The 25,058-nt window shown below is 56.4% G+C and carries 15 protein-coding genes; 6 read left to right on the forward strand and 9 right to left on the reverse strand.

The features are described from left to right. Window positions 1–400 precede the first annotated feature (400 nt). Window positions 401–1,717, forward strand: coding sequence for a citrate synthase (locus B2R17_RS05655; protein WP_008668333.1), 1,317 nt, complete (start codon window positions 401–403; stop codon window positions 1,715–1,717). Window positions 1,718–1,768: 51 nt separating this feature from the next. Here B2R17_RS05655 and B2R17_RS05660 read toward each other — a convergent pair whose 3' ends face one another. Beyond that, window positions 1,769–2,101: a hypothetical protein gene (locus tag B2R17_RS05660; protein WP_008668334.1), complete on the reverse strand. Its 333-nt coding sequence runs from the start codon at window positions 2,099–2,101 to the stop codon at window positions 1,769–1,771. A gap of 143 nt (window positions 2,102–2,244) precedes the next feature. Continuing rightward, a complete protein-coding gene (locus B2R17_RS05665) occupies window positions 2,245–2,415 on the reverse strand; it encodes a hypothetical protein (protein ID WP_007326125.1) in 171 nt (56 codons plus the stop codon). Between the two features lie 605 nt (window positions 2,416–3,020). Here B2R17_RS05665 and B2R17_RS05670 point away from each other — a divergent pair. Beyond that, window positions 3,021–3,869: a tetratricopeptide repeat protein gene (locus B2R17_RS05670; protein ID WP_037252267.1), complete on the forward strand. Its 849-nt coding sequence runs from the start codon at window positions 3,021–3,023 to the stop codon at window positions 3,867–3,869. A 41-nt stretch (window positions 3,870–3,910) separates the two neighbouring features. Here the strand turns inward: B2R17_RS05670 and B2R17_RS05675 are convergent, their stop codons facing one another. The 4 genes from B2R17_RS05675 to B2R17_RS05690 form a co-directional block, all read right to left on the reverse strand. Continuing rightward, window positions 3,911–4,993 carry an L-threonylcarbamoyladenylate synthase gene (locus B2R17_RS05675; RefSeq protein ID WP_286763208.1) on the reverse strand — a complete coding sequence of 361 codons (1,083 nt, stop codon included), beginning with the start codon at window positions 4,991–4,993 and terminating at the stop codon, window positions 3,911–3,913. Window positions 4,994–5,067: 74 nt separating this feature from the next. Beyond that, window positions 5,068–10,422 (reverse strand): DNA repair ATPase, encoded by a 5,355-nt coding sequence (locus B2R17_RS05680; RefSeq protein WP_286763209.1) that lies wholly within the window; start codon window positions 10,420–10,422, stop codon window positions 5,068–5,070. A gap of 2 nt (window positions 10,423–10,424) precedes the next feature. After that, window positions 10,425–12,485 (reverse strand): flotillin family protein, encoded by a 2,061-nt coding sequence (locus tag B2R17_RS05685; protein WP_286763210.1) that lies wholly within the window; start codon window positions 12,483–12,485, stop codon window positions 10,425–10,427. Between the two features lie 105 nt (window positions 12,486–12,590). Next, window positions 12,591–13,313, reverse strand: coding sequence for an OB-fold-containig protein (locus tag B2R17_RS05690; protein WP_008654000.1), 723 nt, complete (start codon window positions 13,311–13,313; stop codon window positions 12,591–12,593). A 159-nt stretch (window positions 13,314–13,472) separates the two neighbouring features. On the opposite strand from B2R17_RS05690, the gene B2R17_RS05695 reads away from it, so the two are divergent. Then, entirely contained in the window at window positions 13,473–14,858 is a 1,386-nt protein-coding gene (locus B2R17_RS05695; protein ID WP_414707230.1) for an MFS transporter, read from the forward strand. 53 nt (window positions 14,859–14,911) lie between these two features. On the opposite strand, the gene B2R17_RS05700 is transcribed toward B2R17_RS05695, so the two are convergent. The 3 genes from B2R17_RS05700 to glgA all read right to left on the reverse strand — a co-directional run bounded on the left by B2R17_RS05700 (window position 14,912) and on the right by glgA (window position 19,125). Further along, window positions 14,912–15,955, reverse strand: a complete 1,044-nt coding sequence (locus B2R17_RS05700) for a ThuA domain-containing protein (protein ID WP_286763212.1) — start codon at window positions 15,953–15,955, stop codon at window positions 14,912–14,914. Between the two features lie 107 nt (window positions 15,956–16,062). Then, window positions 16,063–17,463 (reverse strand): galactose-1-phosphate uridylyltransferase, encoded by a 1,401-nt coding sequence (locus tag B2R17_RS05705; protein ID WP_008668349.1) that lies wholly within the window; start codon window positions 17,461–17,463, stop codon window positions 16,063–16,065. A 138-nt stretch (window positions 17,464–17,601) separates the two neighbouring features. Beyond that, a complete protein-coding gene (glgA, locus tag B2R17_RS05710) occupies window positions 17,602–19,125 on the reverse strand; it encodes a glycogen synthase GlgA (RefSeq protein ID WP_286763213.1) in 1,524 nt (507 codons plus the stop codon). A 140-nt stretch (window positions 19,126–19,265) separates the two neighbouring features. Here glgA and B2R17_RS05715 point away from each other — a divergent pair, with 140 nt between their 5' ends. The 3 genes from B2R17_RS05715 to B2R17_RS05725 all read left to right on the forward strand — a co-directional run bounded on the left by B2R17_RS05715 (window position 19,266) and on the right by B2R17_RS05725 (window position 24,852). Beyond that, window positions 19,266–22,658 carry a serine/threonine protein kinase gene (locus B2R17_RS05715; protein WP_286763214.1) on the forward strand — a complete coding sequence of 1,131 codons (3,393 nt, stop codon included), beginning with the start codon at window positions 19,266–19,268 and terminating at the stop codon, window positions 22,656–22,658. Window positions 22,659–22,850: 192 nt separating this feature from the next. After that, window positions 22,851–23,390: an RNA polymerase sigma factor gene (locus B2R17_RS05720; protein ID WP_286763215.1), complete on the forward strand. Its 540-nt coding sequence runs from the start codon at window positions 22,851–22,853 to the stop codon at window positions 23,388–23,390. Then, complete coding sequence (locus tag B2R17_RS05725; protein ID WP_286763216.1) at window positions 23,380–24,852, forward strand: hypothetical protein; 1,473 nt, start codon at window positions 23,380–23,382, stop codon at window positions 24,850–24,852. Before B2R17_RS05720 ends, B2R17_RS05725 begins: the two co-directional genes overlap by 11 nt. Window positions 24,853–25,058 lie beyond the last annotated feature (206 nt).

A 25,058-nucleotide genomic window follows, 5' to 3' on the forward strand; every position in this document is an offset into this window, starting at 1 on the left:
ACAGCCGCTCCCCCGGAAATCTCACTGAACGCTCGCTTTCCGACCCCTCCCGCTGCTCGGGCGGGGTTCTTAAGGCGTCACTGGCACAGCGTTTAAAAACTGCATGACCTCTGCGTTCAGGAGGGTGATTTCAACCTTGCGAGCACGGCACTTCTAAACTGCACGACCACGGGAGCCAGGGTGGTTTCGCGTTGGTGTTTCCGCGAACAAATTTCCCGTTCGGAGAACTTGTTAGGAATATGTGAACTCGGACGGGTGAGAACATCAAAGAGCAAAATCGTCCTCTCCGACCATCGGATGTGGGGTCCCGCTGATTGTCGCTTGCATGACGCAGGGCTACACTACGTCTGTCACCCCCAAGACGTCCCGCCAACTCGTACATTGCATCTACAGATCGCCCATGAGCTCCTCCTCCAGTTTGGAAATTCAACGAGCCGACACCGTCCGAGTCCAATTCGGGGATACCAACCTTGAGTTGCCTTTGGTCGAAGGTTCCGAAGGTGAAAAAGCGATCGATGTCAGTCGTCTACGAGCTGACACCGGCGTGATCACCTTGGACGACGGCTTCGTCAACACGGGCAGCACTCGCAGTGCGATCACGTTCTTGGATGGCGAAAAAGGGATTCTGCGTTATCGCGGGTATCCAATCGAAGAACTGGCAAAAAGCTGTGACTTCGTCGAAGTCGCCTACCTTTTGATCTTTGGCGATCTGCCAAACGCGGAAGAGATTGAAACGTTCCGGTCTGGCATCCGTGAACACACGATGATCCACGAGGACATGCGGTCGTTCTACAACGGCTTCCCTCGTGACGCTCACCCGATGGCGATCCTCAGCAGTGTCGTCGGGGCGCTTTCAACGTTCTATCAAGATTCAATGGATCTGAATGATCCACGTCAGGTCGAGATTTCTCTGTACCGTTTGATCGCGAAATTGCCCACGATCGCGGCGTACAGCTACAAGAAATCGATGGGCCAACCGTTCATGTATCCCAAGAACGAGTTGGACTATTGCGAGAACTTCTTGCACATGATGTTCGCGACGCCGACCTCGGATTACTTGGTCGATCCTGATTTCGCGGAAGCACTGAACTTGCTGTTCATCGTGCACGCGGATCACGAGCAAAACTGCAGCACGTCCACCGTTCGCATGGTCGGCAGCAGCAACGCCAACTTGTTCGCGTCGATCTCCGCCGGCATCGGTGCTTTGTGGGGACCACTCCACGGTGGTGCCAACGAAGCTTGCGTGAACATGCTCGAACGAATCGCGGCCGATGGTGGCGATGTGAAAAAATACGTCGACATGGCGAAGGACAAATCCAACGACTTCCGCATCATGGGCTTTGGTCACCGCGTTTACAAAAACTCGGATCCACGAGCAACCATCATCCGAGCGAGTTGCGACAAGTTGCTGGCCAAAATGAACCTGGATGACCCATTGTTCGAAGTGGCTCAAAAGCTGGAAGAAGTCGCGCTCAAGGATGAATACTTCATCGAGCGGAAGTTGTATCCCAACGTCGACTTCTATTCCGGCGTGATCTACCGAGCGCTCGGCATTCCGGTCCAGATGTTCACGGTTCTGTTCGCGATTGGTCGCTTGCCCGGTTGGTTGGCTCACTGGCGTGAAATGCACGCTAACCCAGCTTCGCGAATCAATCGCCCGCGCCAGATCTACACCGGCGCAACGCAGCGCGACGTGGTTCCTGTCGATCAACGCTAGTTAGCGAGCGGATCGGAGTGATGGACCGGTTGGTGCGAAAGCCAGATCGGTCTAAGCGAACGAGACGTCTTTTGTGTAGAGGTCCAGCATTTGGCCTTGGACCTTGACGGCGCGAAGCAGCGTCCACAATTGGTCCGGAGTGAATTCAACCGGACCATCGTTGAGCAACGTGTCCAACTCGTGTGAAACAGCCGCGTGTTGATCCGTCGCAGCTTCAAAGCGGAAGCTGACGTTCTGCCAAACCGACTGCAACACCGCCGGATCATCCAGCCGCGAAGGGTTGTCTTCTTGGTTGAGAATCATCAAGCAAAGGCGCGCAACGTCCGACGGCGACAATTCAGGTCGCAGCTGCGAAACTTTCTCGGCGAGTTCGTGACACTTCATAATGAAGCGTACGTTACCGGCGCGAGGGGGCTCAAAAAAATCAGCGGAAAACTTCTCGCGTTTGGCAATCAATTGCCGCGCGAGCACGCCCGCGAAACTGCGGTGATTTTGGACGCCGTAGAGTGTCGTTACTGCGACACGGATCAGTCCAGCGGAGTCGTGTCGGGTTCGATCTTCAACCCGCTGAGCACTTCGTTGAGCTTGGCTTCCAGGTCATCCAGCTGAGCAAGCACATCGTCTTGGCGGCGTTCCAACTCTTCCAGCAGCATTCCAGGAGCTTCAGCTTCTGATTCGGCGAGAGAATAAGGCAACATCAAGTGCATTCCGGTTGGAGACGAACACGTTCGACGTGCTCTGGTGTGATCCATCACGCAAGCGATCTCACGTCGCGATGCGTGTGAGATGACCTTCGCTGTTGCTGAACGATCGGCTGATTCTGCGACGGTTTGCACTGACGATTCGGTCGTGACGGTCGGTCCGGTCAAGCAATTGATTCCGGTCCAAATGCCTGTTCCGGTCTGGTAAACCTTGCCGGCGGGCGACGATCCGACTGAAGAGATGGGGTGCTTGGGCGGAATGCGGTCTGATCGAGCTGTCTGGCAATGGGGATCGCGAATTTGCTATGCGTGAGAGTGGTGCCACCTTTGTCGTGCGGTGCCACTTGTTTTCTTCCGGAATCAACCTCGTGAAACCGTTGCGTTTTCCAACCGATTGGCATCCAAAGCGATGCGACCGATGGATGCGTGTGTTCCGGTCCGAGGCGGTCGTCCGGTCGTCGAAGCGGGCATTGCGACTCGGCCTGCTGCTGACGTGTTTCACGTCAATTCCGACCTCAACGGGTTGTCGCGGCATCGGGCGTTTTGGCGAAAGTCGGCAATCGATCGCCGCACGAAGGCTGTCCCGTCAGGGCACGAAAGCGATGCGTCAGGGCGATTGGACCGTCGCGGAAACGCTGTTCACCGAGGCGCTCGACGTATCCAACGTCAACGACGCGGCTCATCGAGGCATGTCGGAATCGCTGTGGCAAAAAGGACATCGTGACGAGGCGATCGCACACCTCGAAAAAGCGGTCCAGCTTTCGGCGGGCGATCCCAAGCACATGCAGCGTTTGGGGCGGATGTACTTGGAAGTCGGCCGCGTCGACGAGGCGGCCCGCCAGTGCCAGATCGCGTTGGACTCGGATCGCGAATGGGCTGCTCTTTGGGCTCTTTGGGGCGATTGCCAAGTCGCTCGCAACGAGAAGGACGAAGCGTTGTCGGCATACCATCGAGCGTTGTCGCTGCAGCCGGATTATCCGTACGTTCAATTGCGAACGGCGGAAATCTATCATCAACAAAAGCGATACGATCGCTTGCTGGCGACGTTGGATCGACTTCGTGAAGACACCGAAGTCGTCGGAGACGTCGACGAAGCCATCCGGCCCGGAGCGGCGGATTTGCTTCGAGGAATCGCGATGCGTGAACTGGGGCGGACGGAAGAGTCGGTTCAGTTCTTCATCGCTTCGGCACAAAAGAATCCGGAAGACGCGACATCACGATTGCAGTTGGCCTCGATCGCGGTCGAAACCGGCCAGCCGGAGATCGCTCAAACCTGGTTGGCCCAAGCGATGCGGTTGGATCCGTCCGCCACTCGCAATGCCGGATGGAATGTCGAGAACTGGCTCGCAACGCCACCGGGAATGGTGCAGCCGGGAGGCATGCCGATTCATCCCTCGCAGCCGCCAATCATCGCAGCTCAACCGGATGCGTCTCGCCCTCGGTTGCAGTGATGTCGCTGGTGGTGGTAGCTTCGCCTTCGGCAACTGCGATGTCAGCGTCCCAGCGGTGCGTCGTCTTGGTTGGATGCACGATGCAAGCGATCTGAAATCGCGGCGATCAGGTTGGCGTTCCCTGATTCACTCCAATCTTCGACGTTCATCTGATCGATTTCGATCTGGTCGAACTGCCCTGAGTCCGCCCGTCGCAGTGTCTCGTACAACCGGTTGGCAATTTCGAGCGGATCGCCTTTCGCCGACAAACTCCAAACGTCTGCGTAGCCGGGCAATGAGCTGGCTGGTCCACGAAGTCGAATTCGAAGGACGCGAAGGTCGCTGTTTGCGGACGACGTATGCTCTGACTCGCGAACCAAACGCAAAGGCGTTCGAGGCGAATAGTGCCTGCCATGCAATCCCGGTGAAGCCGCAGGTGCGTCGGATGGGGGCTTCGTTAATTCCATGTTGTCGATCGCGGCTGACAACACGGTTTCTCCGAATACGCTTTCGAGTTTCGTCGCAGACAGCACGCCTTCGCGAAGGATCGTTGGCGGAGCGTTTGGATCGGCGATCGAGAGCACGGTGGATTCCAATCCGACATCACAGTTGCCACCATCGAGCACCCATTCGACGGAGTCTACCAATCCATCGATCACATGCTCGGGACGAGTCGGGCTGATGTAGTTCGATACGTTGGCGCTTGGGGCAGCGATCGGAAGCGAGATCTCTCGCAGCAATTGCAATGCGACCGGGTGAGCGGGAACACGCACGGCCACGGTATTGCCTCCCGCAGTGACGCAGTCCAGCACCGACTCGGATCGCGGCAGAACCAATGTCAGTGGTCCCGGCCACAAGGAGGACGCTGCTTCGAAACGTCGCCGCGTGATGTCCGAATCCATTGCGACCAACGGATGGACTGCGTCAGGATCGCCAACGTGCAAGATCAGCGGGTTGGTCGAGGGCCGTTGTTTCGCCGCGAAAATTTTCGCGACCGATTGGGGCTGGTCGCCACGCGCGGCCAAGCCGTAGACGGTCTCGGTGGGCAATCCGATCAGCTTCCCATCGCGCAAGGCTTGGCTGGCAATCCGGATCGATTCCGGCGTGGCAGGCAAGATCTTCGGATGGGACGCGTTGGGATTCATGACGCAGAAGTCTGATTCATTCCCGCGGAATGACAAGATCCCCGCGGCCTAGCCATTTCACGTGACCGCCCGGCTCATTCACCGGGTGGTTGGAATGAGTCTTCCACATCGCGAAAAGTCTTCAGCATCAGGTCCATTTGCTGCTTCAAGCGGCCCAGGTCGCGACTGTTGTCGATCGATTCTTCCAGCAGAGGACGCATCCATTCTTGCATCAAGTGGAATTGACCTTTGACCAATTCCGCAATCACGCGTGGGACTTTGTGTTGAACCAGGATCTTTTGGTCGGGCGGCGAGGCGGCTTGTTGCCGTGAGATCGCTTCGAGCTGATTCGCGGTGGATTCCAAACGGCCCGACATCAATTCGCCCATCGACAACAACGTTTGACGCAGCGTGTCGACTCGCGAATCCATGCGTTCTTCGGCCGAGTGATCTTCCATCGCGATGGCCTTGGCGATGACTTGCCGAATCGATTCCAGACCATCTCGCATCGAGGCGAGTTGCCGGAGAACTTGAGCGGCCTGATCTTCGCCGTCCATTCCCGCCATCCGAACGCTTTCCACAAACGCGTACTTGATCGCGTCCCAACGTTGTTTCTCTTCCGGCGTCAGGATGCCCATCAGTTCTTTGAACTTCAGGACGTTGGCTTCGTTGTCCGTCGTCAGCGTTTGGGCGTCTTGTTCGTAGTTGCTGATGATCAGCGATTGCAGTTCGGCATCGTTCATCACCGGAGCGACCCGTTCGGCGATCCGGTTCATGTTCCGATAACTGCCCTGCAGCTTGAACGGCGGCTCGGTCCGGTACTCGTCGGCTTGGGCGGCCGAGCGGATGTAGGCGCGGTTGACTCGCAGCACGACATCGCGGACTCGCAGCAACTTGCGAGTGACTTCGAACATGTCTCGAATTTGGTCCAAGCTGAAATTGGCTTCCAGTTCGATTCCTTCGACAGAATCCCGACCTGCCGCGGCGATGATCGCTCGAGCGTCCGATGGCGACGCGTTGGAAAGCGGTGCCAAGGTCACGTTGCTGGTCAAGCAGTTCTCGAGGTAACTCATCTCGAATGCGTCGGCCGACTCGCCAATGATCTCGCCCAAGTTGTAGACGTCGGCGCGGTTGGAAAGCATGTCGGGGATTTGGAAACGATCGCCCGATTCGGTGTACGGGTTGCCCGCCATGACCACCGCAACTCGCCGGCCACGAAGGTCATACGTTCGCGTCTTTCCGTTTCGAACCCCTTCGATTTTTCGTGTGGCATCGCACAGGGAGATGAACTTCTGCAGCAATTCCGGGTGCGTGTGTTGAATGTCATCCAGGTACAGCATCACGTTGTCGCCCATCTCGAGCGCCAAGTTCAAACGCATGACTTCTTCGCGGGCCGCGGCATTGGGGGCTTCCGCTGGATCCAACGACGTCACACCGTGGCCGATCGCGGGGCCGTTGATTTTCATGAACACCAGTCCGAGTCGGCTGGCGATGTATTCCATCAACGTCGTTTTGCCGTAACCGGGCGGCGAGATCAGCAGCAGCAATCCCATTCGGTCGGTGCGTTTGTCTTCGCCGACCGTTCCCATCTGTTTGGCGAGGTTGTCCCCGATCAGCGGCAGGTAAACTTCGTCGAGCAATCGGTTGCGGACGAAACTGCTGAGAACGCGAGGTTTGAATTCATCCAAACGCATCGATTCGCGAGCGGACTCGACGCACTCGGTTTTGGCTTGGTGAAGCGAGCGGAATCGCGGCACCACATTTTCGCGGTAGTCACGCAGTCGCGTGATGTATTCGTGATAGTGCAGCGGCATCTCGCCACGTTCGATTCGGGCATGGCTGCCAACCAACCCCGTCAGGCGTTTCGCGACGGGGACGTCGATGACTTCGTTGGCGGGGCGAGCCGTCGTGGTTGTTTTTTTGGCATCCATCGCGGATTGGAAAATCAGCCAAGCCAATTCGTCTCGGTACCAATGCGGTGAGTCACCGGTTTCATTGCTGTCGTCGTTCGCCCGTTTGTTCAGAAACGCGTCGGCCCAGTTGCGAGCCAGCACGAAGGTGTGAACCGGAGAGGCTGTGTTGGGTTTCAGGCCGCCGAGGACCCAACGTTTTTGATCTGACTCGGGAAGCGAGCGAAGGAAGTCTTCGTGCAACGTGTTTGCTTGGCCGCTGATGGCGACCTTGTCGGGTGCCCTCGTCAGTTGTTCAAACAGGTAGTCGGCGATCCGTTCCGGTGTGATCACTTTATCGAACAGCCCGATCCATTCGGATTGATGTTCGGCGGCCAGTTCAGTCAGGTGTTGACGGAATTCGACGGCAGGTTGAGCTTGAGGGAACGCCATCGCGAGCTTGGCAAAGCCCGCGATCCAGTTCTTCATTTTGGTGCGTTGTTTGGTGTCGAGGAAGCATTGCCACCAAAGCTGGGATGCGGTGCGAAGTGATGGAGCGTGACGCAGCAGCCCAATGGACCGATCCAGGTCAATCAAACCTCGCAAGATGATCGCGGTGTCGACATCGTGAACGCCTTTGGCATAGCCTTCATCGAAACGGCCGGCCATGCGTTCGGCGACCCAAGCCGCATTCAACGTTTCCAACTCTTGAATCGATTCCGCTTGCCCGGATTCGAACAGATCCATCGCCAGGAATTCGGCTCGGTAGACGTCGGAGTTTTCGCTGATCAGCGATTGATTCCAAATGTCGCGGGCGGCGATCAGTCGCTCGTCGTCGATGGGATCGAAGTACTGAGTGCCAGTCAGGTGCAGGCACAGTTCGTCGCTTCGCAGGACCGTGGTCAGGTCCAGAGGCTGAGTGTTGACCGCGAATTTTCGTTCGCCCAGTCGGATGACATCGCCACCGTCTTCGTAGAGATCTTGGCGATCTTTGAGGCCCCGTAGCGCGTCTTCGCGAAGCGTTTTGAGGCGGCTTTGCAAATCACCGACGCGAACGGCATCGCCGAGTTCATCGAGTTCTTCGATCAGGCTGCGGATCTTGCCGACCATCAAGTCGCCAGCGAAGTACGCTGCGATTTGGTCGATCGATTCCATGTTCGAAACGCGATGCTGGATCCCGCTGAGGATCCGTTCGGCGGCGGAACTGAGAGCCTCGGCACGTCGATTGCGTTTTTCAACCAACGCAACTTTTCGCGATTCGAAAGCGCCGTAGACGTCTTCGCGACGAGAGGCGAGCGTTTCGATGAACTCATCGAATTCGGCGAAGCGACCTTCGAGCTCTTCGAGTTGCACCATGACTTTCGTCAGGTACTCGTCACAACGTGCGGGCGTGTCGCAGACGTCGAGGTAGCCAGTCGTGGTTTGTTCGAGCAGTTTCAACTGCGATGCAAATTCGGCTCGGCCTTCGACGCCGATCAGTTCTTGTTTGCGATTTTTGAGCGCACTGCGAACGCGATTGACGGTCGCGAAGACGTCGCCGATCGCATCGATGATGGTCGTCCGCTGAGTCGCGTCGTCGATCTGCAGGTTGCTCACCGTTTCGGTTAGCAATTCCAAATCGGCAGCGGATTGGTCGATCTCCGACTCGAGTTCCTTGGCTTGAGCGACGCCTTTGATTTCGGGAACGCGGTTTTCGGCTTCGGCAACCCGGTCGCGATAAGGTTGCAGGGCATCTTCGCCGAGCAGGAATTCGACGCAGCGACGGCTGAGACGATCCGATTGCTCGGCGGTGACCGATTCCAACTCTTCCACGACGGAAAGGTCGACGAACCGAAGTTCTCGCAGAGCGATCGCACGTCCTCGCTGGACTCGCAGTTGCGCCAGCGAGGCGACAAACTGATCGATCGAAGTGAACCGCGAACGCTCGATCTCTTTCAGCGTCGTGTTCGTGTCCGATTGGACCTGGCGAGTTTGTTTGGCGGTGGCTTCGCGAACACGAACGACTTTTTCGTATTCTTCGATCGCCGCTCCCGCCGTTTCGCGAATTTTGCGAAGTGGTTCAGCGAGGTGGTGGGTTTCTTCGTTGTCGATCCAGAAGTAGCTGTCGAGGACATCGCCGGACTTCTTGGACAGGTCGATGTACAGATCGTTGTAGCTGTCGTCCTTCTCGATCAGTTGCAGTAGTTCGCTGCACTCGGCCATCCCGCGAACCAAGTCTTTGTTGCCGATTTTGAACAGCAACGAATCGGTCTGGTTCTCGGGCAGGTAGTCTTCGCTGGTGAACGGCGTTTGCCACAACTGAATCGCATGGTGCTTCTGCGGCGTGTCTTGGCCTTTGAAGCAAACCATTTCGCCGGCTTCGAAGAACGTTTGACCGTGGCACACGAGCGGCGTGTCGACCGACTGGCGAATCTGGTTGTAACGCAGTTGGATGTACGTTCCGTCTTCCACGTGAGAAAACAAATACAAGCTGTCTTCGCCATTGGGCGAGTTGATTGTTCGCTCATAACGCATGTCGACCAACCCGTGGTCAAAGCGTTTGAACTCGCCGGATTGCAAGTAATAACCGCCGGGGAAGATCAGCCCTTGGTCGCCAGGCAGCATCACGCAGGCGTGTTGGATCTCGTCCAACCGGATCGCTTGGTTGATTTTGCCGTTGAAGATGATGTAGCGAAATTGGTTCTCTTGATACGGTTTGATCTTCAGCAAGACCAAGTGACCGACAATCGCGTAATGGATCTCCGCGTCGTCGAGTTTTTGATCAAAGTTGTCGACCGGTTCGGCGTAGATGCCTTCGCCGACGCTGGTGTTGTTTTCGACTTTGATCGTCAGGTCACCGCCGACCGTTTCGACGAACACGCGGTCATCGATGGAGATATGCGGGTGCTCACCGTAGTGATGCATGTCCCGTGTGGTTCTCTGCCAGCGAAATTCATGCTGGTCGGGCAAGCGGACTTCGTGGTCGCTGCGATTGTCGACGTATTGCAGGCCTTCGGGGCTGCGACGCCATTTGAATGATTTGATATCGCGAGCGGTTTTGCCGACTTGGAACACCATGTGCAAGATTGGGCCGGACACAAAGAACCGCAGGAACGTGGTGTCCTTGTAGAACCGGTAAAGCTCGTGAAAATCACTGACGAAGCGATCGTCCATGATTCGCTCGAGTGGCCGTTCATGGAACTCGGTGGATTCCATGCGGTAGATCGAGAACACGTCGGCCAGTTCGATTTCGGTTTTCAATCCGAACTGAACGTTGTATCCAAACAGGAACTCGTCGCCGATCGAGACAATGTCTCGTGGGACGCAGTTGTGTTCGGTCGAGACCCGCTGCGTCGCAATCAATCGCGTTTCGATGTTCCCGAAGACTTCGCCGCGGTCTTCGTTCAGCTTGGCGAGTCGATCGCGAAGATCACCGGCGGCGGTGCGAAGGCGGTTGCGAAGGACTTCGTAGGTGCCGCCCGACAACTGCGAGGCGGCGTCCTTGGAAATCCCTGCATCCGATCCACCATCACCAGCGGAACCAGGCAGCGAAGTCGCTTCGGTGGAAGCGTCCTCAGCCACGATCAGGCCTTCTTCCCGTTAGGCGAGACTTTCTTCGCTGGAACAGTATTGGACTCGGACGTGAGCAAGCGACTGACCTTTTGGTCGGCCACGTTGGCGGTCCCAGCCATGCTGAGCAGGCTGGTCAACTGAGTTCGAACATCGTCGGTGCTGGACATCCCCATCAACTTGGCAATCAACGCTGCGATGGAAAGGTCTTTCACGCCGTCTGTGTCCAATCCGAATTGTGAGATCAGCTCTTTGACTTGATCGCGGAAGTAGTCCGCGTTGCCATCGAAGAACGTATTCTTGACGTCCGTCGCGACTTGGCTGTTGTAGACAAATCGGTCGATCGCTTTGCCGCCTTTGACCGCGGAAGTGATCTGTTCGAAGAATTCTCCGTCGCCACCGACGATGTCGATTCGTGCGGCTTGCAAGGCTTCGCCGATGACACTGGCTTGGCTTTCGGCAATTCCGCGTTGAGCTTCGATCGCAGCAACTTCGACGAACTTCTCTTTCTCGAGTTTGAGTTTGAACTCTTCGTGGTCTTTGCCGACACCGTCCAGCTTCTTCATCGCTTCGGCTTTCTCGGTGATACCGGTCGCTTCGGCCGTGTATTTCTCGCGAGAAACCTTGGCTTCGGCCATGCCTTCTTTTTCCAGTGAGACGGCTTTGGCCTCTTGGACTTGAGCTTCGGCCAAACCAGCGGCAGCGGCTTGAGCGGCTTCGGCTTCGGCCAGCATCTTCGTCGCGGCGGTTTCTTTTTCCGCTGCGTCGCGTTTGGCTTCGGCTTCGATGCGAATCTTTTCAGCCAGCAACTCGCTGCTTTCCTTTTCCGCTTGAGCCAGCTTGGTTTGGCGAATCAGTTCTTCTTCCGCCTTCATTTGAGCAGCGGTGATCTGAACCGTTTTCTGCCGTTCGGCCTTGGCGTGTTCTTCAGTGTCCTTGATTCGTTCTTGTTCTTCGACCACGGCACGTTCGACCGCGACGCGTTCTCGAATCACTTCTTGAATGTTGCGTTTCTCGACTTCGATCGCCTTTTCTTTTTCGACTTCGGCGACGCCCACGACACGCAAGCGTTCGGTGGCTTCCAAGTCACGATCTCGGTTGACGCGTTCCAGTTCGACCGCGTCCGTCTTTTCCTTGTTCCGCATCGCGACCAGGATTTGACGAGATTTGTTCTCTTCGGCGATCCCGATTTCTTCTTCAGTTTGGATGCGGGCTCGTTCGGATTCCAATCGTTGTTCTTCGCGGACTTTCGCAGCCGAGGCTTGTTCACGCGAAGTGATTTCCGCGATTTCGCGTTGTTGTTTTTCGACCGCTTCGACGCGTTGACGTTCCAATTCGAGGATCGTTTCTTCCGCTTCGACGTCCTGCTTCTTCAGCGTCTTTTCTTTGTCGCGGGTGAACTGGTTTTCCTTGACCTTTTCCATCGAGGTCAGTTCGGTGATCTTCTTGATGCCCTCGGCGTCGAGGATGTTGGTTGGACTGAGCATGTCCAACGGTGTTTGTTCCAGGTAATCGATCGCGGCGTCGTCGAGCCGGTAACCGTTGAGGTCGGTGCCGATGACTTTCAGGATCTCTTCTTTGAACTTGTCGCGTTGGTCGTACAGATCGACGAAGTCAAACTGCTTGCCGACCGTTTTCAGTGCTTCACTGAATTTCGCATCGAACAGTTCACGCAGCGTTTCCAGTTCGCTACAGCGTTTGGCACCGATTGACTGGGCGACCTCTTTCATTTCCTCGGGGCTTTTGTCGACACGCACAAAGAACGCGACTTTGATGTCGGCGCGAATGTTGTCGCGGCAGATCAAACCCTCGCTGCCCTGGCGATGGATCTCAAAGCTTTTCAGCGTGAGGTCCATGAACTCGTATTGCTGAATCAGCGGGATGATCAGCATGCCTTCGCCGGTCACGGCTTTGACACCGCCGGAACCCGATTTCACGATGGCGCGATCCGGACCGACTTTGACATAGTAGCTCTTGTAGAAGAGGGCGACGACGATGCCGACGAGGAAGAGTCCCCCGACCAAAATGATCGCCACGTCCGCAGCGAGGCTATCTGTGATGAGAGCAACCAGCATGAGTGTTCTTTCGAGTGATTGACTGCGGGATGATTCGATGACGAATCCCGAAAACATTTTGCCTGTTGGTCAGGCGTGGAATATCAGCCAGCGGGGCGCGCCGAATCACGTCGAAGCCGAAGAATCAGCCCGCACCAGGTAGGTTTTGCTGTTTTGATCATAGTTCACGACCGTGACACGTACCCCTTTTGGGATAATTTCACCACCGGTTCGGACGGAAATCAGCAGAGGGGCCGCATCAGTCGCAAAACGTGCACGACCGAACGATTCGTCGGCTTGCCGGGTTTCGATGGTGGCCGTTCCGCCAACCAGGCTGGAGGCGTGGAATTCGGTCGGCGGAACCATGATTCGGTGCAGTGGCCAAGTCGCCATTTTGGTCGCGACGATCCCCAGGACGCCGTTGCGGATCGTCAGCAATCCGCTGGTCAAAAAGTCGGGATCGTAGCGCCGCACGTCGTAGCCAAACCACAGGTAAAAGCTGATCACCCAAAACAGGACACTGAAGACGGAAAACCAAACGACCAGCGGCACGCGGTCCAGATTCATCGCTCGCAGAGTGGCAGCGCCGGCACCGCCAAACCAGTCACCGTGCATGGGTTCGCCGGAAGCGTCCATGCCTAAATCGCCACCGACGTCGCCCGCCAGATCCGGAGCGTCCAGATCGGGGATGTCCAAGTCGACATCGACATCCGCGTCGACGCCAAACTCAAAAATGCCCAGCATCGAGACGAGGGCGTAGAGCAGAAACAACGCGGCCAGAACGGTGGCAGGCCACATGGGCCCCACAAGGATGGAGTCGAGCCGTTCGGTCCAAGTCATCGCCAACATGCGTCTGTCTCCTGAAAAGGAATCCTCACGGTTTTCGCGGGGGAAAGAATCTTATCACGTGGCGGGGTTTGACGCCGCTGTGGGCGCATTAATGCCGCAGTCTTGCAAAGAAACGACCTGTTGAATGGACCGGGAAAGAAGTACAAGCACGCCTGACAACTGCTTCCACAAATTCGCATCTTTTTGATGGACCGAATCCTCAATCCCGTAACGATTCATCGCACTTCTTCAGCTGGCAAGAGCGACCAGAACCTCACCCGAAGCTTGGGTGATGCGGCGTGTTTTGGCGGCATGGTTGGATGCGGTGAAACCTACTTTTCCGCGTTCGCGTTGGCGGTGGGGCTGAGCGAAACCGCGTCGGGTTTGATCGCCAGCATTCCGCTGCTGGTCGGCGGAGTGATCCAGTTGGTCTCGCCCAAGGCCATCTCTTGGATTGGCGGCTACCGACGTTGGATCGTCGCGGGCGCGGTGTTGCAATCGCTCGCGTTTTTGCCGCTGGCGTATGCGGCCTGGACCGGAAGTCTGTCGATCGTGATGTTCCTGTTGATCGCGTCGGTCTACTGGGCCGCGGGCCTGTCGACCGGACCGGCATGGAACACCTGGATCGAACAGATCGTTCCCGTCGCGGGACGCGCTCGATTCTTTTCAAAGCGATCTCGGCTGCAACAGATCTGTACGTTCTCCGGGTTGATGGTCGCCGGCTTGGTGTTGCAATGGACGTCACACCAAGACATGGCGTTGACCGGGTTTGCCGGATTGTTCTTGGTCGCCGCGATGTTGCGTTTGGTCTCCGCGAGTTTTCTGCACCGGACTCGAAACGGATCGCAGGTTGCAAACCATGTCGAACCTCTTCAGAAAGATGTGACGGAGAAGCCAGCTGAAGAACGAGTGGACGATCGATCGGCCATTCGGTTGCTGGCTTATTTGGTCGCCATGCAAGTTTTTATTCAACTCAGCGGCCCCTACTTTGTGCCGTACATGCTGGGGCAGCTGGAGTTTGACTATGTCGTGTACGTTGGTTTGATCGCACTCGCCTTCCTCAGCAAAGTCATCTCGTTCGCTTTTTGGGGGCGCATCGCGGAAGAGTCCGGTGCGGCGAAGGTGCTGTGGTTCGGCGGCATTGGATTGGTGCCGCTGGCATCACTATGGATTGTTTCGACCAACCTGATTTGGTTGGCGATCATTCAGATCCTCAGTGGCATCGCTTGGGCCGCGTACGAGCTGGGGTTCTTCCTGATGTTCTTCGAGACCTTGCCCGCGAAACATCGAACCCGGTTGCTGACCTATCACAACTTCGCAAACACGCTCGCTATCTGTGCGGGGGCCTTGGCCGGGGCCGCGATCTTGGCGTATTGGGGAACGACGTCACAGACTTACTATTACCTGTTCGGTCTCTCTTCGGCCGGCCGGTTGCTTTGCTTGGGATTGTTGGTGGGAGCCGTTCTTCCCAAGCATTCGTTGAAATCGATCGGCATGCGAGTGCTCTCGATTCGTCCCGGGGCGGGCAGTGTGACCGCCCCGATCATTGCCAGTGCTGAGGAATGAAAACTGGCAGTCGCGTTGGTTGCCATCCTCAACAGCATCGATCGCCGTTTCGCTCAGTGAGCGACGGGCGCGAATGAGCCTTTGGGTGTAAAGACGGTCGCGGATGAACCGAGATCGAATTCTTCCACGCGAAGGTCACGTTCGCGGTACAGTTCTCCGGTTTCGAAACCGTAGAACGATGGCACATACGGATCGATGAATGAAACGTCGGCTGATTTTGGGACGTCCATTCCGGTGAGGAAGTAGCTGGCGTTGACGATCAAGCGACGTAGGTCTTCGCTGCGAAAGTCGACGGCGGCACCGGCGGTGGTGGCCACGCACTGACCGGTTTTTCCCGACGGGGCTTCGTAAGGTTGCAACCAAGCTAGCGGCATCATTGGATCGTTCTTCGCCTCAACCGGAGGAGCGGCTGGGTCGAGGTGCTGAATCACCATGCCTCGCAGCAAGACCGTAGCGGCGGATTCGTCGAGATGGACAACGCCGTAGATGTCCGAGGGTGTGTAGATGTCGGCAACGTCGTTCAAGATCGGATGGTTGGCGTTGTCTTCCACGATGACCGCGCGGCCGCCTTCGACTTTGTGTTTGCCATGGTGCGAGTGCCAGTTCTCGCCGACCACGTTGATTCCAAAGTTGGCCCAGTCGTAGTCACCGTAGTGCCCGCTCTTGAAAGCGTGAGTCGCGGTGCGATAGGCGATGATTGGCTTGCCCGCGTTGATGAAATTCAAGATCGGATCGAGTTGATCGTCGGGAAGGACTCGCCAACGAGTCGCCAGGATCATCAGGTCCGCGTCGTTGAGTGCTTCGGTGCCGGGGATGTTGTCGATCTGGTACGGGTTGATGCCGCCGGTTTCTTTGTCGATGGCAAACAGCACGGTGCACTTGAAGCCGTGTGTTTGGCTGAGAATCTTCCCGAGCATCGGGCAGGATTCTTCGGTTCGGTATTCTTCATCGCCCGAGATCAGCACGATGTGTTTGCCGTTGGCCTTGCCCTCGGCGGGCTCGAACACCAAGTGATCCGCCGCATGAAGCGAGGTCAGGGTGGATAGAAAGCAAACTGCGAATGCGAATGCGGTGATGGCGTGACAACGCTTTTTCATGGCTGCTCAAGCTTGATTGGGTGGACAGGATGTGGGCAATCGGAGCCACATTCTATCTCAAGCAAGCAATCATTGGGCGAGGTGCGTCGAGGCGGGAGCCCAATTGCCTATCGCAGGGCGTGACGCGGATCGCTGCGTCGGGCTTGATGGCGGAATTCGTCCGCGGCTGCCTCGGGATACACCGTATTGATCATTCCACCGGAACTCAGTTCATATCCGGCCAAACGACCAATTCGTGGTGCCAATTCAAGGCTCCAGTGATGCGTTTTGTTGTCGTGCTGGTCACCCGCAGGACCGGTGTGCAACATCATGTTGTAAGCGACGCCGGGAATGATTGCTTCGAGCCAACGAACGCTTCGCAGTACCAAGCGGGCGACTTCTTCGTTCATCGAAACCGAAAGGTCTTCGAAACAGCCCACGTGCATTTTGGACGTGATTCGAATCAGGTATGGGAACCGACTGGCGTGAGGGCAATAGGCGACGAGCGAATCGGATTGATGAACGATTCGTTCTTTGCGTTCCAGTTCAGCCTGCAAAACATCGCACTGCAAGCAGCGTCCGTAACGATCGAAGTGCGATCGCATGCGTTTGTTGACTTCGCGAACCGAGTGCGGCAAGTGGTTCGACGCGATGAGTTGGCTGTGGCTGTGCTGCAACGAAGCACCGGCATCACGGCCGACGTTTTTGAACAGGCTGATGAATTGGATGCCGGGTTGCTGCCGCCAATGACGCATCCGGGCCGCATAAGCGGAAAACGCGAGGGCGATCTCTGCCAAGTTCAGTTCGCTGAGTGAGCGAGTGTGGCGAGCGGCTTCGATGATGACTTCGTGACCACCCGATGCGATCTCTTCGACAAACAACGATTGAGCGAATGGCGACAAACGAGTTTCTGCTTCGTCGTCGGCAGCGGTGGGTTTGAGCTCAGTGTTGCCTTCGGGTTTGATGGCCGGGAACAAGTTCGGAACAACTCGAACGGTCCAATCAGCGGACTGGGGAACGGCTTCTTCGTCTTCCGATAGCTTTGCCGACCACACCGAGGCGGGCGTCAGGTTTTCGTTGCCGTGGCAGAACGGGCAATCCATCGACACGTCAGGTTTTGGCCGATGAGATTTGAATTGATCAGGACGACGAGCACGGCCGGGAGCAAAGATTGTCCAACTGCCCGAAATCGGATCTTTTCGCGAGCGACCGGTTTGAACGTGTGACTCGTTGGGAAAGTCAACGTACCGACCGTCTTGGTTGGGTTGATCGAGGATTTCGGCGTCGACCAAGCGATCGACCAAATCCTCCGCACGTTGCGTCGTGGTGGAACGATCGAATTCTGTTTTTGTCGCTGGCGGACGACTGCGCGTTGGCGCAGGGTTGTCACGTTCGGTTTGCAGGTCGGCCACGCTTTGCGTGTCCAATCCGCTTTGTTCCGCGGGCAGCGAATGTTCAGCAGTTCGGGAGGTCTCACTCAGCGAAATTTGACGCGGATCGATGTTGACTCCTGACTGCTGTGTCTTCATCGATTCGACTCGCGATCTTGGGGCTGACGGCAGAGTGGTTACACCTCCCCGCTCAATGTGCGTCTCTGCAATGTAGCAGTCCAGAACCGAGATGCATCCCCAATCTTCCCCAACGGCGGCGAAAACGAGCGTCGCAAGTCAGCTCCCCGATCGCCTTCGACGATTTAGGGAAATTGTGCGGGCATAAAGCTGAATGTATTGGTCTGCACTTTTCCTCCACGTCCAATCCTGCGACATCCCAAATTCGACAAGATTTTTCCATTTTTCGGGAGAGTGATATCGAAGCTGCAGAGCCCGGTTGATCGCGTGGTCAAGCGCACCGGCACTGCTGTCATTCAAATGGAATCCTGTCGCAAGGTTTGCCGCGACGTTCTCCGGAGTCGCATCGACGATTGTGTCCGCTAAGCCGCCAGTCTTGGTCACAACGCATGGAGTCCCGTAGCGAAGGCTATAGAGTTGGTTCAGCCCGCAGGGTTCGTAATGGCTGGGCATGATGAACATGTCGCTCGATGCTTCGATGCGATGAGCCAATGCATCGCTGAAGCCGATGTAAGCAGCCAGTTGTTCCGGATGTTGCTCGGTCAACTCGCGCAGTTGCGTCTCAATTTTGGGATCGCCGCTGCCCAGCACGACCCACTGCGTTGGGCGTGATTCGGCGAGGTGTTGTTTCAAGACTGGAAGGATCAGGTCCCAACCTTTTTGATCGGCCAAGCGACCGATCAATCCCAGCAACGGAACGTCGGGATCCTGGGGCAAACCCACTTCGGCTTGCAACGCGAGTTTGTTGTCGATCTTCGCGTCGGCCCAATCCGCCACGCTGTAATTGCGTTTGAGGTGTGGATCGGTTTCGGGATTCCAAATGTTTGTGTCGATTCCGTTGATGATTCCCGCGACAGGTTGCGGGATGCCTTGCAGGATCGAATCCAGACCGCAGCCGTATTGTGGCGTTTGAATTTCCAAGGCGTACGTGGGGCTGACCGTCGACACAACGTCGGAGGTCACGACGCCGGTTTTCAAAAAGTTCAGCTGGTTGTAGTACTCGAATGACTCCGGTCGGAAATGATCCCAGCTCAAGCCAGTCCACGGGAACGCATCGAAACCAAAGTTGCCTTGATACGCCATGTTGTGAATCGACAGCATCGTCGCAATCGGCTGAGTCTTTGCCACGTTGTCAGATGCGGCTCGCAACAGCGCCGGTACCAGCGCTGATTGCCAGTCGTTGCAGTGCACCAAATCAACCGGATATCCCAGTCGAGTCATCGCGATGATCGCGGCGCGACAGTAGAAGATGAATCGTTCGGCGTTGTCGTGGTAATCTCCGTTGGCGTCGCCGTAGAGCGAGGGACGCCGGAAGTATTGCGGCTGATCGATGAAATAAACCGGGACCTCGGCCGAGTCCTCCGGATCGTTGGGATCTTTCGGCAGATGGCTTTTCAACAAGCGACAACCGATCAGCTTTTGATCCGACATCGGAACGGCGAAGCTGATGTCGGTCGTCTCGATCGGTTGCAACGATCGTTCAATCGACGAAAAGGCGGGCATGATGACCGCACAGCGATGCCCTTGAGCGGCGACAACTTTGGGCAGCGTGCCACAGACGTCGGCGAGACCACCGGTTTTGGCGAATGGAACGGCTTCGGTCGTCAGGTAGACGATATTCAAGGCAACGGTGGGGTTCTACAAGGTTGCGAATCAGGAAAATGACGAGACTAAGGACATTCGTCGAAAAGGCATCCGGTGTCGACGTGCCAGACAGAATAAACTAGGTCAAAGTTCTATGTGATGCCGGTTGATCCGGTCTGTTGTTACTTCTTCTCGTCGCCATGCCGCTGCAACTTGTCGATTTTTGGAAACGGATGGTCCAAAGCGGACTGGCCGACGCCTCCGACCCACCAATCTGGGCCGCCGATTTCGCGAACGATCACGGGGGCAAACCGCCTTCGGACGCCGCGTCTCTCGCCTCTTGGCTGGTCAAAACCGGCCGAGTTAAAAAATACCCTATTTCGCGAGTGCTGCAGCACACCACGTGGGAAGCGGATTTTCCCAACACGCCACTCCTGCGAATTCCTCCGCTGACCCTGGTCGCGGCTGACAAATCGGCTCCCTTTCCCTTTTCGGATTGGCAAACCGTGGTTTGCGACCCGGCGCAATCCGGTGAAAATCCGGTCGCTGGCTGGTTGCGACAAATCAATCCGGCCGGATTGCCCGCCGAAGCCGCCGCGAATTTGAGGGCTCATGCCGAACTATCGCATCCATCGTTGCAACCCATCGAGATCGTGCCGGTTCGGAATGGACCATTGGGCGAACCCATCGGCAGCCGCCATGATTTCGCGGGCGTGTTCACCCCGTTGGCTTCGGGACGATGCTTGGATCCGCCGACCCAGTCTCGATCGGTCCAGCAAACCGTTGATGTGCTGAATCCGATCTGCGATGCGGTCGCCGCCATGCACGCGAAGAAAATGGTGCACGGCGAAATCCATCACGATCGAATCTGGACCAATGATTCGGGTCAATGGACTTTGTTGCGAGATCCATTCGCGTCGATGCAGAGCGTTGTCGGCAAAGACGGAAAGTCCAAACGCGAAACATGGCTTGAATCATCACCTGATTGCCAATCGTCTTGGTCGCCCGAACGTTTGGCTGGTTCGAAGAGCCACGAACTGACGGTCGCCGACGACATCTTTGCGATTGGATGTTTGGGGTTTGAGCTGCGGTTCGGACGTCCCGCTTTCGCCGACGAATCTCGAGCGGGATTGCCTTTGGAACTGACGTCGGCAGTCGAGCAAGGCGCGACGGGCGATCCGTTGTGCCGAGTCTTGGCAGCGGCACTGGCGACGGATCCCAACGCCCGCTTCGCGAGCGTCGAGCAATTCGCACAAGCTTTGAACGTGGCGGCAACGGCAACCCCGGCGGAACCCGAGGTGAAGAACCCGACATCTACAAAACAACCGTCGGCGGCAGAAAAACTGGCGACTGAAAAGCGATCGGCTGAGAAGACGCCGATGGTGACGAAGTCGGCTGAGAAGAAGCCGATCAAGAAAAAAGTGGAACAGACGACTTCGCCGGCGAAGCTCAAACCGACGCCAGAGAAGACGCCGGTCGCCAAGCCATCTCGCCCGGCGGAATCAAGCTCGGCGGAATCAAGCTCGGAGACTTCGACCAAAGAGGTTGAAAACAAGAAGGTCGAGAAGACACCCGACACGAAAGGTCTTGCGGAAACAAAGCTGGCTCCTGTCGCGGAAGCTGCCGAGGAGCCGAAGCCAGAACAAGCCGATACGCCCAAGCCTGAAACTTCGACGGTCGTTGCTTCTGTTGCGGAAGGCTCTGAAGCAGATGCGACTCAGCCCGCCGTGATCAACGAGACGACTGAAGCTGACGCATCAACGGCCACATCCGAATCGAATGAAACGGAACAGAAGTCAGCGGAATCAAAGCAGAGCGTTGCCGCTGTTGTTCCGGCTCGACGTCGACGAAGACGTCGCAACCGGAAAGCTTGGTACGGGATCTATGCGTTGTGCATTCCCCTCTTGGTTTTGGTCGCGATGCTTGCAACCCGAGACAAAACTCCGCGTGAAGTTACCAAGCGAGTTCGGCCGGCGGTTCCAAAATTCATTCCTCGTGTTTCCAGTGACACGAACCAACCAACGACGCCAGTTCGCTCTCCCGCTCGCCGACCCGATTCGCCTGCAACCGGCATCCAAGTCGTCGACAACGAGCAAATGCTTTGGGCTCCGCCAGACCTGCGGGCTGACGGTGAACAAGTCAGTCGAGCCACCGGATTGTTGCCGCCCGGCCCCGCCGCGGTGGTCACGATGGATTGGCAACGACTTCAACAAATCGGGTTGCTGGATATGTTCGGCCCCGAAACTCAAGGCTGGTTGGATGCGCTGAAACAATGGTCGGGCGTTCCCAGCGAAACAATTTCTCACGTTGCGCTGGCTTGGTTTCCTGGACAAGAAGGTATCCCAGAGGTCGCCGCCGCGATTCGTTTGAACGAACCAAAGTCTTTGGAAACGTTGCTCGATACCTGGGACGTCTCTTCCGCTCGCGGACCCGGTGGTGAGACCATCTATGCCGGTGACACTCGTGATGCGTTGGCGTATTTCCCGATGACGCAAGGACGTCCCGCGGAGGCTGCAGACGATCTGGTCGATGCGTTCGCGGTCGGTTCCATCGCTCGCATTGGTGAGGTCGCCGAGATGGGCGGGGCACCAGTTGTGCTGCCGCGGTTATTGGAAGAACTTTGGCAATCCGCTCGCCCCAATGATGCGATCGCGTTTCTGACCCAGCCCAATTTCTTGGTCAGCGATGCGAGACGTTGGATGGACGCGACTTCGCCGGAGTTGATTCCATGGATCCGCCAAAACCTTCTCGCCGATTGCGGCGGTATGTTGGTTCGAGTGGCATCGACATCCGACGATTCGTCCGGCGAGACATCACCCGGTACAGCTGGATCGTATGTCGAAGTTCGATTGGCTGCGGCCCCGGGCGTTGATCCAACCGCGTTGGCGACACCACTTCGTGAACAACTCGACAATGCACCTCGTTGGGCAGAAGACTTCTTGGTGACGCGAGACATTGATCCCTCGTGGCGTTTGCTCGCCGCTAGGCTTCCATCGATGTGGGCGTTTGCAGAAGAAAATGTCCGCACCGGTCGCGTGGACCGCAAACTTGTCTGGAACGCCTACCTGCCGCCGATGGCTTTGCCGCAATTGACCCTGGCAACTCTGCTGGCAAACAACACGACGACTGAGCCCGTCTCGGAGACGATGGCGACCAACCAAACCAAGTTGTCGATCGATGAGATGCTTGACCGGAAGATGTCGGTCAGCTTCGACCAAGAGTCGTTGCAGTTCGCGGTCGACACGATCGCCGAAGAGTTCAATCGTGACTTGCCTGCGAACAATCAATTGCCACCAATTCAAATCATTGGCGGTGACCTGCAAAAGATGGGAATCACCCAGAACCAGCAGATCCGCGACTTTGCGAAAAACGATGTTCCGTTGCGAACCGTGTTGACGGATTTGGTTCTGGGAGCCAACCCGGACCGAACCGCGACGGGACCGGCCGATCCCAAGCAAGCTTTGGTGTGGGTGGTGAAACCGGACAAGTCCGCGATCTTGATCACGACACGTTTGGCATCCGACGGCCAGTACAAATTGCCATCCGAGTTTGTCTCTCAAGCGAGTCCATGACCGCTTTCGTTGCATCCACTCGCGCTGGGTGAAGCTCACGTCACTCAAGGCCGGCAGGCGTTTTTTGGCCGGGGCACGCAGGTTTTTCGACTTTATCCGTGAACTTCAAACTTTTTGTGTAAGGGGATCGCTGCCAGCGGTACCAACACAAATAGAGAGACTTCTTACGGATCCCCTGAGCGAGAGCTACTGGTGCAAGAAGAGGATGCCAAATCGCTATTCATTGATTGGCTGGAGAGGCACAAAGCTTCGGTCGTTCAGGTAGCGCGTGCTTACACGCTTGGCAGTGAAGAAAGCCAGGATCTCGCTCAAGAAATCTTGCTTCAGGCATGGCATTCGTTGCCTCGTTTTCAGGGGCAAGCCAGTCCAGCAACATGGTTTTATCGCGTCGCACTGCATACCGCGATGAATTGGCGACGCAACGATCAACGTCGAAGGACGTGTCAGCAACCATTGCTCGAAGTGCAAACCATTCCATCCGAATCAATCGATTCCAGCCAACACGCTGAGCAGCGTGAAACGCTGGAGCAACTGTACAAGGCCATTCATCAGTTGCCGAAATCCGATGTCGCGTTGGTGCTGCTGTACTTGGACGAATTGTCCTACCGCGAAATGGCCGACGTGCTGGGGATCTCTGAGAGCAATGTCGGAGTGAGACTTGGGCGTGCAAAGAAAGCACTCGCCGAATTGCTGAACGTCGAAGTCGCGGAGGCCCAGCACCATGAATCTTGATAAGTTTCAAAGAGCTTGGAAGGCCGATGCATCGGAGTTGAAGGTGACATTTGATTCCGAGTTGCTGTCGCAACAGGTCCAGCAGTCGCATGACCAATTTCGCAAAATCATCTTCTGGCGAGATGTGCGTGAAGTCAGCGTGTCACTGCTGATGATTCCGATCTGGTTGGCCATGGGCATCGGTATGTCGTTGCCTTGGTCGTGGTGGTTGACTGTGCCGGTGTTGCTTTGGATCGCTGGCTTCATGTTGATTGATCGCAAGCTGCATCCCAAGGCGGCAAGCGATCCTGGTCAGCCACTTTTGTTTTATGCGAAAGAATCGCTGACGCAGGTCGAACATCAAATTTGGTTGTTACGGAACATCTTCTGGTGGTACCTGCTTCCGTTCACCATTTCGCTGATGGCGTTCTTCATCCATGTCGCATGGAACACCACGGGGACTTGGTGGGGATGCATCCTTGTGACGACACCGTTCGGGGTGTTTCTTTTTTATCTCTACCGCAAGATTTATCGACTCAATCAAAAAGCGGTCGATGAGCAGCTTCAGCCGCGGCGAGAACACTTGCAGAGGATCGTGGCAAACCTGGAAAGTGATGATGCAAGTGATGGCGGCGAGGTCGATGACCTGGTCGAGCTGGTCTCGTCGCTTGTTGTGAATGAACAAACGTCAGGGGACATTCCTGGCGGGCAAGATTGGGTCTCATGGTCTGAGAATTGGAACCGGATCGTGCCCTCGTGGTGGATGGCAGCGATGATTTTGGTGCCAACTTTGGGGGGAGGGTACTGCGGATATCGGTTTAGTTTTTCGCAAGCCGGTCCGGTGTTCTTTCAGGCGGTCGTCGCCGCTGTCATTCCGTTCGAAATCATGTTCTTCGGACGTTGGTACCTCATCTCCAAACGCTCCAACGAGAAACCACCGACAGATTCGGTTGCAAAGCAGATTGGTGCTCCGGCGATCTTGGTGCTGATCCTGATCTTCGTGATTTCCACCCTGGCTGTCGCGGCTGTCTTCTCTTTTGTCGGGCACGCGCGATCGGGAGGATCGTCTGGTACGGAAGTCGTCGTTGTGGCTGATTCTCCCGTGAACGCAGGCACGTACGCCAAGGTGGCTCCGTTTTCAGACGTGCGTTGGGATGGCGATCTGCCAACGATTCGTCTGACGGATGGTTGGGCTCAGCTCAATTCAATCGATGGGGTCCCAATCCAAGACATCATGTCATTCGCCAACGAGCAATATGGATCGACAGCACGCAAACGCTTCACCGAAGACTTCGTGGAGGTGGTTTCAAAGATGGGGAACGATCTGGATTGGGAAGTGGAGCTGGAACTTCAATTCCCAGACGGCGAAGTCAAAAAGGTGCGAGAACGAATGACCTTGGTCTATCAACGATTGGCCGCCCTCAATCTTCAAATCCGGACTCAATACAACCTTTCACAAGAAGAGCCCGACGCCACGGAATAGCGTCATGGCAGTCGGGCAGCAGCGATGAGTCTGCTAGGCAGTTACGCAGGTGTCATCGGGCAAGTGAGCCGTTTGGCGTTCGCCACGGTTCCCACGCAAAACCGGGGCTGACGCTGGGCTGCGAAATATTTGGTGTGACGGAACGCATTCGTTTGCGCAAGTTTTCATCCCGGTAGGGATTTCAGATGGTAGCCGTCGGTAAGCGA

Source organism: Rhodopirellula sp. UBA1907 (assembly GCF_002337565.1).
Lineage (GTDB): Bacteria > Planctomycetota > Planctomycetia > Pirellulales > Pirellulaceae > Rhodopirellula > Rhodopirellula europaea.

Coding starts and splice junctions, on each gene's coding strand:
- B2R17_RS05660 (WP_008668334.1), bottom strand. CDS start 2,101: ATGAAGTGTCACGAACTCGCCGAGAAAGTTTCGCAGCTGCGACCTGAA.
- B2R17_RS05700 (WP_286763212.1), bottom strand. CDS start 15,955: ATGAAAAAGCGTTGTCACGCCATCACCGCATTCGCATTCGCAGTTTGC.
- B2R17_RS05690 (WP_008654000.1), bottom strand. CDS start 13,313: ATGTTGGCGATGACTTGGACCGAACGGCTCGACTCCATCCTTGTGGGG.
- B2R17_RS05725 (WP_286763216.1), top strand. CDS start 23,380: ATGAATCTTGATAAGTTTCAAAGAGCTTGGAAGGCCGATGCATCGGAG.
- B2R17_RS05665 (WP_007326125.1), bottom strand. CDS start 2,415: ATGTTGCCTTATTCTCTCGCCGAATCAGAAGCTGAAGCTCCTGGAATG.
- B2R17_RS05675 (WP_286763208.1), bottom strand. CDS start 4,993: ATGAATCCCAACGCGTCCCATCCGAAGATCTTGCCTGCCACGCCGGAA.
- B2R17_RS05670 (WP_037252267.1), top strand. CDS start 3,021: ATGCGTCAGGGCGATTGGACCGTCGCGGAAACGCTGTTCACCGAGGCG.
- B2R17_RS05655 (WP_008668333.1), top strand. CDS start 401: ATGAGCTCCTCCTCCAGTTTGGAAATTCAACGAGCCGACACCGTCCGA.
- B2R17_RS05685 (WP_286763210.1), bottom strand. CDS start 12,485: ATGCTGGTTGCTCTCATCACAGATAGCCTCGCTGCGGACGTGGCGATC.
- B2R17_RS05705 (WP_008668349.1), bottom strand. CDS start 17,463: ATGAAGACACAGCAGTCAGGAGTCAACATCGATCCGCGTCAAATTTCG.